The sequence below is a fragment of the Gryllotalpicola sp. CP2-P1 genome, from assembly GCF_057512245.1.
Genome location: NZ_JBLRDT010000072.1, coordinates 1 through 12,922 on the forward strand (window position 1 = coordinate 1; position 12,922 = coordinate 12,922).

15 protein-coding genes and 1 pseudogene are annotated in these 12,922 nt (G+C 69.4%); 10 read left to right on the forward strand and 6 right to left on the reverse strand.

The genetic code is table 11. The annotated features are described in order from the left end of the window. Window positions 1–200: pseudogene (locus tag ACM2XV_RS07590) on the reverse strand (winged helix-turn-helix domain-containing protein); the annotation flags it as partial. 374 nt (window positions 201–574) lie between these two features. Next, window positions 575–1,210, reverse strand: a complete 636-nt coding sequence (upp, locus tag ACM2XV_RS07595; protein ID WP_487026497.1) for a uracil phosphoribosyltransferase — start codon at window positions 1,208–1,210, stop codon at window positions 575–577. A 41-nt stretch (window positions 1,211–1,251) separates the two neighbouring features. On the opposite strand from upp, the gene ACM2XV_RS07600 reads away from it, so the two are divergent. Continuing rightward, complete coding sequence (locus ACM2XV_RS07600) at window positions 1,252–1,716, forward strand: nucleoside deaminase (RefSeq protein WP_487026498.1); 465 nt, start codon at window positions 1,252–1,254, stop codon at window positions 1,714–1,716. Here ACM2XV_RS07600 and ACM2XV_RS07605 read toward each other — a convergent pair. Further along, the gene (locus tag ACM2XV_RS07605) at window positions 1,713–2,675 is read right to left on the reverse strand and encodes a cation diffusion facilitator family transporter (RefSeq protein ID WP_487026499.1); all 963 of its coding nucleotides are present in this window, start codon (window positions 2,673–2,675) and stop codon (window positions 1,713–1,715) included. The genes ACM2XV_RS07600 and ACM2XV_RS07605 overlap by 4 nt on opposite strands. Before the next feature lie 98 nt (window positions 2,676–2,773). On the opposite strand from ACM2XV_RS07605, the gene proC reads away from it, so the two are divergent. Next, window positions 2,774–3,634 (forward strand): pyrroline-5-carboxylate reductase, encoded by an 861-nt coding sequence (proC, locus tag ACM2XV_RS07610; protein WP_487026500.1) that lies wholly within the window; start codon window positions 2,774–2,776, stop codon window positions 3,632–3,634. 167 nt (window positions 3,635–3,801) lie between these two features. Here the strand turns inward: proC and ACM2XV_RS07615 are convergent, their stop codons facing one another. Together ACM2XV_RS07615 and ACM2XV_RS07620 are read right to left on the reverse strand one after the other, a co-directional pair. After that, window positions 3,802–4,485, reverse strand: coding sequence for a potassium channel family protein (locus tag ACM2XV_RS07615; RefSeq protein WP_344772709.1), 684 nt, complete (start codon window positions 4,483–4,485; stop codon window positions 3,802–3,804). Next, complete coding sequence (locus ACM2XV_RS07620; protein WP_487026501.1) at window positions 4,478–5,914, reverse strand: TrkH family potassium uptake protein; 1,437 nt, start codon at window positions 5,912–5,914, stop codon at window positions 4,478–4,480. The genes ACM2XV_RS07615 and ACM2XV_RS07620 overlap by 8 nt, the downstream gene beginning before the upstream one ends. 60 nt (window positions 5,915–5,974) lie before the next feature. Here ACM2XV_RS07620 and ACM2XV_RS07625 point away from each other — a divergent pair, with 60 nt between their 5' ends. The 4 genes from ACM2XV_RS07625 (at window position 5,975) to ACM2XV_RS07640 (ending at window position 7,344) form a co-directional block, all read left to right on the forward strand. Beyond that, entirely contained in the window at window positions 5,975–6,421 is a 447-nt protein-coding gene (locus tag ACM2XV_RS07625; protein ID WP_487026502.1) for an ArsR/SmtB family transcription factor, read from the forward strand. Between the two features lie 128 nt (window positions 6,422–6,549). After that, window positions 6,550–6,648: a 30S ribosomal protein bS22 gene (locus ACM2XV_RS07630; RefSeq protein ID WP_003792170.1), complete on the forward strand. Its 99-nt coding sequence runs from the start codon at window positions 6,550–6,552 to the stop codon at window positions 6,646–6,648. A gap of 121 nt (window positions 6,649–6,769) precedes the next feature. Continuing rightward, window positions 6,770–7,039, forward strand: coding sequence for a glutaredoxin family protein (locus ACM2XV_RS07635; RefSeq protein ID WP_344772703.1), 270 nt, complete (start codon window positions 6,770–6,772; stop codon window positions 7,037–7,039). Continuing rightward, a complete protein-coding gene (locus ACM2XV_RS07640; protein WP_344772701.1) occupies window positions 7,036–7,344 on the forward strand; it encodes a Dabb family protein in 309 nt (102 codons plus the stop codon). Before ACM2XV_RS07635 ends, ACM2XV_RS07640 begins: the two co-directional genes overlap by 4 nt. Window positions 7,345–7,541: 197 nt before the next feature. On the opposite strand, the gene aspS is transcribed toward ACM2XV_RS07640, so the two are convergent. Beyond that, a complete protein-coding gene (aspS, locus tag ACM2XV_RS07645) occupies window positions 7,542–8,906 on the reverse strand; it encodes an aspartate--tRNA(Asn) ligase (protein ID WP_487026503.1) in 1,365 nt (454 codons plus the stop codon). 152 nt (window positions 8,907–9,058) lie between these two features. On the opposite strand from aspS, the gene ACM2XV_RS07650 reads away from it, so the two are divergent. From ACM2XV_RS07650 to resB, 4 genes are all read left to right on the forward strand, one after another. Continuing rightward, window positions 9,059–9,712, forward strand: a complete 654-nt coding sequence (locus ACM2XV_RS07650; protein WP_487026504.1) for a histidine phosphatase family protein — start codon at window positions 9,059–9,061, stop codon at window positions 9,710–9,712. Then, on the forward strand, window positions 9,712–10,314 hold the full coding sequence (locus ACM2XV_RS07655) for a TlpA family protein disulfide reductase (RefSeq protein WP_487026505.1): 603 nt from the start codon (window positions 9,712–9,714) through the stop codon (window positions 10,312–10,314). The genes ACM2XV_RS07650 and ACM2XV_RS07655 overlap by 1 nt, the downstream gene beginning before the upstream one ends. Next, the gene (locus ACM2XV_RS07660) at window positions 10,311–11,072 is read left to right on the forward strand and encodes a cytochrome c biogenesis CcdA family protein (RefSeq protein WP_487026506.1); all 762 of its coding nucleotides are present in this window, start codon (window positions 10,311–10,313) and stop codon (window positions 11,070–11,072) included. The genes ACM2XV_RS07655 and ACM2XV_RS07660 overlap by 4 nt, the downstream gene beginning before the upstream one ends. A 208-nt stretch (window positions 11,073–11,280) precedes the next feature. Further along, the gene (gene resB / locus ACM2XV_RS07665) at window positions 11,281–12,807 is read left to right on the forward strand and encodes a cytochrome c biogenesis protein ResB (protein WP_487026507.1); all 1,527 of its coding nucleotides are present in this window, start codon (window positions 11,281–11,283) and stop codon (window positions 12,805–12,807) included. The last annotated feature ends 115 nt before the right edge of the window (window positions 12,808–12,922 follow it).

Sequence of the window (12,922 nt, forward strand, 5' to 3'; positions counted from 1 at the left end):
TTCTTGAGAGCCGCGACGATGGTGCCGAGGTCGGTGCCCGCGGCGGCGGCCTTCGCCTCGTCGAAGCCGACATAGAGGGCGAAGCCGCGGGCGGTGCCCGCGGGGGCGATACGTGCGGCCGCGGGGGCGGAGGGCGCAGCCGAAGAAGAGGACGGAGCCGTGGGGGCGGTGAGAGCGGACTCAGGAAGCGTGAACGTCATCGGAATCAGAACCTTTGTGATGATGATGCGGCGGCCGGCGCGGATTCGCGCGAGAGATCGGCCAGGGTGCCTCGTTCGAGGCGGGCGTCGCGTGCGGGTGTCAGTGCGACTCGGGGTGCTTCAGCACCGGGGCGAAGACGTCGGTGTCAGGCGCACATTCGACACATGAGAGCGCCGCGGCCGGGCATCATCATGCCGGCAGTCTCGCTCACCTCGAGGGCGGAACGAAGGCTCACGGTGTCAGTCATGTCACAAAGGTAAACACAAAACGCGGTGTTATGTCAAACATTCAAGAGTCAATGGATCGCGTGAATGAGCCGCGCGTGATTCGGGGGCGTGGGATGCCTGGTCGCGGCATCCCCGGCCGCTGTCGGCTACTCGGCCAGCCCGTAGAGACGGTCGCCCGCGTCGCCGAGGCCGGGCACGATGTAGCCGTGCTCGTTGAGGCGCTCGTCGAGCGCGCCGAGAACCAGGCGCACGTCGCGACCCTCGGTCTCTTTCTCGAGGCGCGCGATGCCCTCGGGTGCGCCGAGGATGCAGATGGCGGTGACGTCGGAGGCGCCGCGCTGGAACAGGAACTCGAGCGCAGCGCCGAGCGAGCCGCCCGTCGCGAGCATGGGGTCGAGCACGAAGCACTGGCGGCCCGACAGGTCTTCGGGGAGGCGCTCGGCGTAGGTCGTCGGCTGCAGCGTGCTCTCGTCGCGCGCCATGCCGAGGAAGCCGACCTCGGCGTTCGGCAGCACGGCCATCATGCCGTCGAGCATGCCGAGGCCCGCGCGCAGGATCGGCACGACGAGGGGCACGGGCTTCGAGATCGCGAGGCCGGTGTACGGAGCGACGGGCGTCTGCACCGTGATCGGCTCGACGCGCACCTCACGGGTCGCCTCGTAGCTCAGCAGCGTGATGAGCTCGGCGACCAGCGAGCGGAATTGCGGACTGGGGGTCTCTCGATCGCGCAGCACCGTCAGCTTGTGCGTGATGAGCGGGTGGTCGGCAACGTGCACTCGCATAGGCTCAAGGCTACCGGTCAGACCCTGCCCGAAAGGTTCCGATGCTCGCCGTTCCGCCGCAGTACGACGCGTGGATGGGGCTCGCGCTCGACGAGGCGCGTGGGGCCCTCGCGACCGGCGACGTGCCGGTCGGCGCCGTGGTGATCGGGGCGGCAGGCGAGGTGCTCGGGCGGGGGCGCAACTCGCGCGAGGCCCGGCAGGACCCGACGGCCCATGCGGAGGTCGAGGCGCTTCGAGCGGCATCCGCCCGCACCGGCGACTGGCAGCTCACCGGCGCCACGCTCGTCGTGACGCTCGAGCCGTGTGCGATGTGCGCGGGGGCGATCCTGGCGGCGCGCGTGCCGACGGTCGTCTTCGGCGCATGGGATGAGAAGGCCGGCGCCTCGGGTTCCGTCTACGACCTGCTGCGCGATCGGCGGCTGCCGCAGAGTGCCGAGGTCTACGCGGGCGTGCGCGCGGAGGAGAGCTCGCGGCTGCTCACGGCGTTCTTCGAGAAGCGCCGCTAGCGCGCGGCGTCGAAGACGTCGGGCTCGAGGTAGATCAGGCGCGCGACGGGCACGGCGGCGCGGACGCGCTCTTCGATGATGTCCGTCGCGGCGGCGGCCTCCGCCACGGTGCGCACGCCGGGCATCGCGATCTTGGCGGCCACGAGCATCTCGTCCGGGCCGAGGTAGAGGGTGCGCACGTGGATGATGCGGTCGGTCTCGCCGCCCGCGAGGATCGCGTCCTCGATGCGGCGCAGCTCGGCCTCGGTGGCGCCCTCGCCGACGAGCAGGCTCTTGACCTCGGCCCCGAGCACGATGGCGACGAGGACCAGCAGCACGCCGATCGCGATGGAGCCCGCGGCGTCGAAGAATCCATTGCCCGTGATGAGTGCGAGCCCCACGCCGATCAGCGCGAGCACGAGACCGGTGAGGGCCGCGATGTCTTCGAGCAGCACGGCGGGCAGCTCGGGGTTCTTCGCGCGGCGGATGAACTGGAGCCACGTGCCGGAGCCCTTGTGCGCTCGCGACTCGGCCATGCCCGTGCGCAGCGAGAGGCCCTCGAGCACGATCGAGATCAGCAGCACCGCGAGCGGCAGCCACCACAGGTGAGGGCGCACGTAGTGGTCTGCTTCCTGCAGTTTGTGCACGCCCTCGTAGATCGAGAAGACCCCGCCCACGGAGAACAGGATGATGGCGACGACGAAGGCGTAGACGTAGCGCTCGCGGCCGTAGCCGAAGGGGTGCTCGCGGTCGGCGCTGCGCTTCGCGCGGCGGCCGCCGATGAGCAGCAGCAGCTGATTGCCCGAATCCGCGAGCGAGTGCACGGATTCCGCGAGCATCGAGCTCGAGCCCGAGAACAGGAACGCGAGGAACTTGACGATCGCGATGCCGACGTTGGCGCCGAGGGCGGCGAAGATCGCGGCGCCACCGTGGGACTCGGGCTGGTGCTCGGTGGCGGTGGCGGCCGGTGCGTCGGTCATGGCGCCCATCCTATGAGCCGGTTCTGCGCCCTGAACCGACAGTTGCGCCCCGGCCCGCGGGCGCAACTGTCGGCGCGGGGCGCAAATAGGGTGGGGCCATGACCGACGCGCCTCGCACGACCCTGCCCCCCATCGCGTTCCTCGGTGCCGGATCGATGGCCGGGGCGATCCTGAACGGACTGCTCTCACCCGCCGTGACCGTCGAGGGCGGCATCCGCGTCACCTCGCGCACGGCCGAGAAGGCGGCGACGTTCGCCGACGTGGCCGGCGTCACTGCGGCCGCCACCGAGAGCGATGAGGATGCCAACCGCGCGGCCGTGCGCGGGGCGAAGCTCGTCGTGCTGGCGGTCAAGCCGCACCTCGTGCCCGAGGTGCTCGCCGAGGTCGCCGCCGACCTCGAGCCCGACGCGGTCGTCGTGAGCGTCGCCGCCGGGGTGACCGTCGCGACGATGGAGGCGGCCGTCCCGGCATCCGTCGCCGTCATCCGCACCATGCCGAACACGCCGGCCCAGGTGGGCCGCGGCGTGACGGGCGTGAGCGCCGGGCCGCGCGCGACGGCCGACGACGTCGCGCTCGTGCGAGCGCTGTTCGAGACGGTCGGCGCGGTCGTCGAGGTGCCGGAGGAGCAGCTCGACGCGCTCTCGACCATCTCGGGGTCGGGGCCCGCCTACGTCTTCCTGCTCATCGAGGAGCTGACGAAGACCGCCGTCGCCAAGGGCTTCAGCCCCGCGCAGGCGAAGCTGCTCGTCGAGCAGACCTTCCTCGGGGCGAGCGAGCTGCTGGTCGCGACCGGCGAGGACCCCGCCGAGCTGCGCCGCCGCGTGACGAGCCCGAAGGGTACGACCGAGAAGGCGATCGAGGTGCTGCAGGGTGCGAACCTCTCGGTGCTCTTCGACCGCGCGACCGACGCGGCCCTCGCTCGGGCGCGCGAGCTCGCCGCGCCTACGGCGGTCGAGTAGCGAGCGCCAGCGAGCGTATCCGCCGGGTCGAGTAGCGCGAAGCGCGTATCGAGACCAGACTCTTTCCTCGCCAGGAGAGGGTTTCGATACGGTCGCAGAGCGACCTACTCAACCAGCGCGACCTACTCAACCAGCGCGACCTACTCGACCAGCGAGGCGGGAGGGGTTCAGCCCTCGAGCCCCGCGAAGCGCTGCACGTCGGCCTCGCGGCCCGAGACGACGATGAGGTCGCCTTCGTGCACGACCGTCTGCTCGGTGGCGTGCGTGAACGGCTCGCCCGGGCTCTTGATGCCGACGACCGTCACCTTGTGCACGGTGCGCACGCCGGACTCGGTGAGGGTCTTGCCGAAGAGCGGCCGCGGCGCGTGCATCTTCACGAACACGAAGTCGTCGTCGAATTGGATGAAGTCCAGCATCCGCCCGCTCACGAGTCGCGCGATGCGCTCGCCGGCCTCGGCCTCCGGGTAGATGACGTGGTGCGCGCCGATGCGCTCGAGGATGCGGCCGTGCGACTTCGACACCGCCTTCGCCCAGATCTGCGGGATGCCGAGTTCCACGAGGTTCGCGGTGATGAGCACGGATGCCTCGATCTGAGAGCCGACGGCGACGATGGCGATCTGGAACTCCGCGGCGCCGATCTGGCGCAGGGCGTCGAGCTGGGTCGAGTCGGCCTGCACGGTGTGCGTGACCTGCTCGGCCCACTCCTGGACGAGCGCCGCGTCGCTGTCGACCGCGAGCACCTCGCGGCCGAGCAGATCGAGCTCGGCGGCCGCGGCCGACCCGAAGCGGCCCAGGCCGATGAGCAGCACGGGTGCGTCGTGCCGGATCTGGTGTGCGTGCGGGCTAGCCAACGATGGGCCTCTCTTCCGGGTGTGCGTAGAGCCGGCGCTGCTGGCTCTGTGCGAGGGCTGCCGCGAGCGTGATGCTGCCGATGCGGCCGAAGAACATGGTGAGGCCCAGCACGTAGACCGCCGGCGTCGGCGCGCCCATCGTCAGTCCCGTCGACAGGCCGCAGGTCGCGAAGGCGCTGATCACGTCGAACAGCACGTGGTCGAGCGAGTCGCGCGTGATCGCGAGCACGGTGACGGATGCCACGGCCACGATCGTGGCTCCCCAGAGCACGACCGACACCGCGACCCGGAGGACGTCGTTCGGGATGCGGCGATGGAACGCCTCCATGCTCTCGACGCCCTTCGCCTCGGCCACCGCCGCGAGGAACAGCACCGCGAGCGTCGTCACCTTGATACCGCCGCCGGTCGAGGCCGAGCCGCCGCCGATGAACATCAGCATGTCGGTCACGAGCAGGCTCGAGTTGTGCAGGTGCGCCACATCGAACGTCGCGAAGCCGCCCGAGCGCGCCATCGCCGACAGGAAGAACCCCTGGAAGACACTGTCGCCGCCGCCGCGGGCGCCGAGGGTCTGCGCATTGTCGCGCTCGAGCAGCCAGAGGACCAGGCCGCCGATGACGAACAGCACCAGATAGGTGACCACGGTGAGCTTCACGTGCAGCGAGACGATGCGGCGGCGTTGGGAGGGGTTGCGGATGACGCGGGCGAGGGCGTAGATCACGGGGAATCCGATCGCCCCCAGCGTGACCGTGACCGCGATCGTCGTGAGGAACACGTAATCGTGCGCGAACGGAAGCAGTCCGTTGTTGTTGGGGGAGAAGCCGGTGTTCGTGAACGCCATGGCCGAGTAGTAGACCGCGTCGCGGGCCGACTCGCCGAGCGTGAAGCCGTGCGCGAGCAGCAGCGGGAAGAGGATCAGCGCGGCGACCGCTTCGATGGCGACCACGCTGATCGCGATCGTCCGCAGCAGACCGCCGACCTCGCCGAGCCGCACGGCCTGGCTCTCGGCCACCGGCCCCTTGTGCGAGCGCAGCGGATTGGTGTCGCCCGCGGCGATCAGTCGGGCGCGCAGCCCCAGGTGCCGGCTGATGATGAGCCCCAGCGTCGAGGCGAGCGTCAGCACGCCGATGCCGCCGATCTGCACCCCGACATAGATGACCACCTCGCCGAAGCCCGACCAGTGCGTCGTCATGTCGACGGTCGAGAGCCCCGTCACGCACACCACCGAGATGGCGGTGAAGAGCGCGTCGGCGAAGTCGGTCGCCGTGTGCGCTGCGCTCGAGGCGGGCAGCGACAGCAGGCCCGTCCAGACCAGCACGAGCGCGGCGAACACGAGCAGCGCGAAGCGGCTGGGGCTCGCCGCGGCGAAGTCGGAGAAGGACTCGCGGATGCCGCGCCGGCCCCGCCTCGCTGCGACCGCGGTCACCGACATCCCCCGCCCTCCACTCGCCCATCCTGCCCTGACCGCCCGGGACTGGCTACTCTTGCCCCTATGGCCGACATCTTTGACATCGTTGCCGACTCGACCAGGCGGGAGATTCTGCAGGTGCTGCTGGAATCCCAGACCACGGGCAGCGGTGAGGTGTCGGTGTCGCAGATCGTGCAGGCGCTCGAGCTGTCGCAGCCGACGGTCTCGAAGCACCTCAAGGTGCTTCGCGACTACGGGCTTGTGCGCGTGCGCGAGGAGGGTCAGCACCGCTACTACCACCTCGACCCGTCGCCGCTCGAAGAGGTCGACGAGTGGCTGTTCCCGTTCCTCGGCACGGCCGAGGAGCCGAGCGACGCGGCGGATGCCACGGCCGTCGGCGCCGCGTCGTCGGTCGGCTTCGGGGCGACCGGCCTCTCCGAGTCGCAGAAGGAGTTCGCGGCGTCGGTCGGCAAGGTCGCCGCGGGGGCTGCCGCCCGTGCCGCCGCGCTCGCCTCACGCGTCAAGCGGTAGGCGGGCACTGCTCGGGCACTGCTCGGGCGGAGCCGTTCCGGGCCGTTCGGGGCCACTTCCTGCGGCTGGTAAGATGGCTGTTTGTGTCGCGCTCGACGTGCGGCATCCCCGATCTTTGTGAGGTTTCCGTGGGTTCTGTCATCAAGAAGCGCCGCAAGCGCATGGCGAAGAAGAAGCACCGCAAGCTTCTTCGCAAGACGCGCCACCAGCGTCGCAACAAGAAGTAGATCTCGATCTGCCAGCAGAGAGCGCCAGGGCATTCGCCTTGGCGCTTCTTCTGTTGATCGGATGCCTGCCGCCGGTCGACTCGGCGAAGCCGAATGGAGACCTCGTGCCTAGGCTGGAGGCGTGCCCCACCGCATCACGTTCTACTCGAAGCCCGGCTGCCACCTGTGCGATGACGCGAGGAAAGTCGTCGACGACGTGGTGGCGCGGGTGCAGGCATCCGATGCCAGAGATCGTGATCTTCAGGTCGACGAGATCGACATCCTCGGTGACCCGGCGCTGCAGGCTCGGTACGGTGAGGAGATCCCGGTCGTGCTCATCGACGGGAAGATGCACACCTATTGGCGCGTCGACCCGGCGCGCTTCGAGAAGGCACTCAAGGAGCTCGTATGACCCTGCGTCACATCGTCGCGTGGACCCTCAAGTCGGATGACGCGGCGCAGCGCCGTGCGGATGCCGAGGGCGTGCGCTCGCGCCTGCTCGCGCTCGAGGGTGTGGTGCCGTCGATCCAGTCGATCGCCGTGATCATCGACGAGGTCGACGAGCGCACGACCAACTCGGTCGCCGTCGTCGCAGATTTCGCCGACGCCGCCGGTCTCGAGCAGTACATCGTGCACCCCGCCCATCAGGAGGCCGCGGCCTGGATCCGCACGGTGGTCAACCCCGAGTCGCGCGTGGCGGTCGACGGGTCGCTGTAGCCGCCTCGAGCTCGAGCTCGAACTCAATCCCGATCTCGAGCTCAAGCTCGATCTCGAACTCACCCGAAGTGTGACTTCGGGTCCCTTGTCTGACGAAAAGGGAACCCGAACTCACACTTCGGGGGACATGGGCCCCCCAAACTCACACTTCGGGGGACATGGGCCGGGGGACTCGGGCCCGGGGCCGAGGCAGGGGGTTACGGCGCGAGGCGGGTCGGGCCTCGGAAGAGCAGGGTCGTCTCGCGGATCGAGCTCTCGCCGAGCAGCAGCATCAGTACCCGGGCGAGGCCCATGCCGAAGCCGCCGTGCGGCGGGATGCCGTACTTGAAGAACTCCAGGTACTCGCCGATGCCGGCAGGGTCGAGGCCCTTGTCCTTCGCGTTCGCGAGCAGCTCGTCGATGCGGTGCTCGCGCTGCGCGCCGGTCGTGATCTCGGTGCCGTTGTAGATCAGGTCGTACGACTTGGTCAGCCCGGTCTCTGCATCGCGCATGTGGTAGTACGGGCGGATGCTCGCGGGGTAGTCCGTCACGAACACGAAGTCGTGGCCGTACTTCTCCTTCACATACGCGCTGATCTGGCGTTCGCCCTCGGGGTCGAGGTCGCCGTCCTCGCGCGGCACCGTGTAGCCGCGCTCGTTCTTCAAGATCTCGTGCACCTCGGCGAGCGGGATGCGCGGGAACGGAACCTGCGGAACCTCGACCTCGATGCCGAACAGCTCGCGGATCTCGTCGCCGTGCTTCGCCTTGACGGCGGCGAGGCCGGCGGCGAGCAGCTGCTCCTGCATGTCGATGACATCGGTGTACGAGTCGATCCACGAGATCTCGGCGTCGACCGACATGAACTCGGTCGCGTGCCGCGAGGTGAACGACGGGTCGGCGCGGAAGACGGGGGAGATCTCGAAGACCTTGCCGAAGCCGGCCGCCTGCGCCATCTGCTTGAAGTGCTGGGGGCTCTGCGCGAGGTACGCCGTGCCGAGGTCGAAGTAGTCGAGCTGGAACAGCTCGGCGCGCGACTCTGACGGGGACTCCATCAGCTTCGGGGTGTGGATCTCGACGAATCCGTTGTCGACCCACCAGGTACGCCACGCGTGCTCGAGCGTCGTCTGAATGCGGAAGATGAGCGCGTTCTTCGGCTGGCGCAGGTCGAGCCAGCGGTAGTCGAGGCGCTTGTCGAGGCTCGAGTCGGCGGCGATCGGCGCCTCGGGCAGCGACGCCCCCGCGACGTCGAGGGTGCCGACCTTGACCTCGAGGCCGCCGAGCTTCACGCGCTCGTCGTGCTTGAGCTCGCCGGTCACCGTGATGAAGGTGCCGAGGGACAGCCCCGAGATCGACTCGGTGAGTGCGAGGGCGGATGCCGCCGCCGCGGCGCCCTCGGTGTCAGAGGCCGCCTCCGGCGAGATCTCGCGCGTCGCCGGGTTCACGAGCTGCAGCGCACCGGACTCGTCGCGCAGCACCACGAACTGCACCTTCTTCTGATCGCGGACCGTCTCGACCCAGCCGGCGACGGTCACGGGGCCGTCGGGAAGAGCGGAAAGGTCCTTGATGAGGGTGCGGTGAGTCACGGGGCAATCGTACCGGGGCGTGCCCCGCGAAACCGGCAGACCGTCGTGCACCCCGCTCCCCGATCCTGTGGGCCGCGAGGCGAACCGCACCCCGGCGGCACAACGCCCGGCTCGCAGGGATTTCAGGGGAACGGCCTCCGTAGACTTGCGCCGTGGCTAGTCGGCAGGTGCATCTCGTGCGCCATGGCGAGGTGTACAACCCCGACCATGTGCTCTACGGCCGACTCCCCGAGTTCCACCTCTCGCAGCTCGGTCGGCGCATGGCGCAGGCCGCAGCGGACGAGCTGGTCGCCCGCGAGCGGCCGGTCGCGGCGCTGATCGCCTCCCCGCTCGTGCGGGCTCAGGAATCCGCCGCCCCCATCTCTTCGGCGCTGCACCTCGACATCCGCACCGACCCCCGCATCATCGAGCCGAGCAACCACTTCGAGGGCAAGGTGATGGAGAAGGCGGTCAAGAACCCCGTCAACTGGCCCTGGCTCGTCAACCCGCTGCGCCCCTCGTGGGGCGAGGCCTACAGCTCGATCGTCGCCCGCATGACCGCAGCGATGGCGGATGCCTTCGAGCTGCCGCCCCTGTCGGGCGACGACCCCGGCGACGTGATCATGGTGAGCCACCAGCTGCCGATCTGGGTCACGCACCTCTCGTTGGCGGGTGAGCGGCTGATGCACGATCCGCGCCAGCGCCGCTGCAACCTGTCGAGCATCACGAGCTTCGAGCGCGGCGCCGACGGCACGATCCGCGAGGTCGGCTACACCGACCCGGCGGGCGAGCTGCAGGGCGCGGCCGTCGACGTGGGGGCGGTGTGATGCGGGCGCGTCGAGTTCTGGCATCCGTCGCCTCTGCCGTGATCGCCGCGACGGTGCTGTCGGGCTGCACCGCGACCGCCCTGCAGTCGCAGTACGAGAACGGCGACAACAAGGGCTACATCTCGGGCACCGGCGTGACCGAGATCAAGCCGGCCGACCGCAAGGAGGCCGTGCCGTTCTCGGGGAAGACCGAAGAGGGCTCGACCTTCTCGACCGCGGCCCACGCGGGCGACGTCATCGTCGTGAACTTCTGGTACGCGGGGTGCCCGCCGTGCCGGGTCGAGGCGAAGACGCTGCAGAAGCTGAGCACGCAGTACGCGGGCAAGGGCGTCGACTTCGTCGGCGTCAACACGCGCGACGATGCGGCAAGCGCGAAGTCGTTCGACACGACGTTCGGGATGACCTACCCGTCGATCCTCGACGCGCAGAAGGGCGCCGTGCAGCTCGCGTTCAGCGGCACCTATCGCCCGAACGCGACGCCGACCACGATCATCCTCGACAAGCAGGGCCGCGTCGCGGCGCGCATCGAGGGCCCGATCAACGATCAGCCCTCGACGGTGTCGACGCTGATCGACAGCGCACTCGCCGAAGGCCGCTCGTGAACAACCCGTTCGCCGAGCTGGTCTCGAGCGGGCAGCTCGTCGTCGCGGTGCCGATCGCGCTGCTCGCCGGGCTCGTCTCGTTCGCGTCGCCGTGCGTGCTGCCGCTCGTGCCCGGCTACCTCGCGTACATCGGCGGATTCACCGACGGCCGCTCGACCGCCGCGAAGGGCGACCGGCGCGGTCAGGCCCGCCTCGGGCTCGGCGTCGGGCTGTTCGTGCTCGGCTTCGCGGTCGTGTTCGTCATCACGGGCTACGTCTTCGGGAGCCTCGGGCTGTGGATCGGCGTCTACCGCGACGTGATCACCCGCGTCGCCGGCGCCATCGTGATTCTGCTCGGCCTCGTGTTCATCGGGCAGTTCTCGTTCCTGCAGAGCATCGTGAAGCCGGGCTGGCGGGTTCGCTCGGGCCTCGCAGGCGCTCCGCTGCTCGGCATCGTCTTCGCGCTCGGCTGGAGCCCCTGCTACGGCCCGACGCTCGCCGCGATCTCGAGCCTGAGCTTCAACAGCGGCTCGCCGTGGCAGGGCGCCCTGCTCGCGCTCTGCTACGCGCTCGGCCTCGGCATTCCGTTCCTGCTGATCGCCCTCGGGCTCGGCTGGGCGTCGTCCGCGGTCGCATTCCTCAAGCGGCATATCCGCCTCGTGAACCTGGTCGGTGGCGCGCTGCTCGTCGCCATCGGGGTGCTCATGGTCAGCGGGCTGTGGAACGAGATGGTCCTCAAGCTGCAGGAGGTGCTTCCCTATTTCCAGACCGCAGTCTGATCTCGACGAGGCCGGCACCCCGGCGACCGCGCGCACCTCGCAGTTCGATCGCAGCGCGGGCGGCGACCTGCTGCCGAGCGACCACATCGACACCGTCGACCCCGCGGGGGACGACGGCGGCGCAGGGGGTGCGGGCGGGGCATCCGTCGGCAACCTGAAGCTTGGCCCCATCGGCTGGGCGCGCTGGTTCTGGCGCCAGCTGACGAGCATGCGCACCGCGCTGTTCCTGCTGCTGCTGCTCGCCCTCGCCGCGGTGCCCGGCTCACTCGTGCCGCAGCACCTGAGCGACCCGAACGGCGTCACGCAGTACCAGCTCGACCACCCGACGCTGTACCCGATCCTCGACAAGCTGCAGCTGTTCGACACCTATTCCTCGGTGTGGTTCTCGGCCATCTACCTGCTGCTGTTCGTCTCGCTCGTCGGCTGCATCATCCCGCGCGTCAAGCACCACGTCGACGCGATGATGGCCAAGCCGCCGAAGACGCCGGTGCGGCTGAACCGCATGGCGGGCTTCCGCAGCACGACGGCGCCGGAGGGCACGGATGCCGCGGCCGCGGTCGCCGAGGCGCGGAAGATCCTCGCGGCACAGGGGTATCGCACCGCCCTCTTCGAGGGGCCGCGCGGCGAGAGATCCGTCTCGGCCGAGCGCGGCTACCTGCGCGAGACGGGCAACCTCGTCTTCCACATCGCCCTGCTCGGCATCCTCATCGTCGTCGGCATCGGCAGCAGCTTCGGCTGGACAGCGCAGCGCATCGTGACGGTGGGGCAGACCTTCGTCGACACGAGCGTGAACCTCGACTCGTTCAACCCCGGGCGCTGGGTGACGGGCGAGAACCTGCCGCCGTACTCGGTCACGGTGAAGAAGCTGGCCGTCGAATACGAGTCGGCGAACAAGAACGCGCTCGGCCAGCCGCTCGACTACGACGCGAGCGTCACCGCCACGAAGAGCGACGGCACCAGCTACGACGCGCACATCAAGGTCAACCACCCGCTGCGCATCGACGGCACGAGTGTCTACCTGCTCGGCAACGGCTACTCACCGGTCCTGACCTTCCGCAACGCGAAGGGCGAGGTCGTCGCGAGCGGGCCGACGCCGTTCCTCGCCGAAGACGCGAACATGACCTCGCAGGGCGTGATCAAGGTGACCGACGGGCTGAAGAAACAGCTCGGCATCGCCGGCGTCTTCATGCCGACGGCTGGCCGCGCCGCGAACGGCCAGCTCGTGTCGAGCTACCCCGGGCTCAAGAATCCGCGCGTATCGCTCACGGTGTACTCGGGGAACCTCGGCCTCGACAAGGGCGTTCCCCAGTCCGTCTACGAGCTCAACACCGACCACCTCACGCAGATCGCGGGGCCCGGGGTGAAGTCGTCGCCGGCGCTCGACCTCGGCGTCGGCGAGACGGCGAAGCTTCCCGGCGGCCTCGGCACGGTGACCTTCGACCGGGTCGAGCGGTATGCGTCGCTCGACATCCACCACGACCCCACGCAGGGCTGGGTGCTGGTGTTCGCGATCCTGATTCTGGGCGGGCTGCTCACGTCGCTGTTCGTGCCGCGGCGCCGCATGTGGGTGAAGGCGAAGCCGGATGCCGCAGGGCAGGTGACCCTCGAATACGCCGGCCTCGCCCGCGGTGAGGACCCGCGCCTCGACGAGGCGGTCGAGGCGCTGGCATCCGCCCACGCAGCCTCACTTCCCGATGCTCGTTCTGTAGGCGAACTCAACAACTCGAAGGCGTAGCGTAACGACGTGACCGAGACCCTCTCCACCATCTCCGAGATCGCGATCTACGTGGTCATGGGGCTGTATGTCGTCGCGACCGCCCTGTTCGCGCTCGACCTCGCCAAGCGCAGCT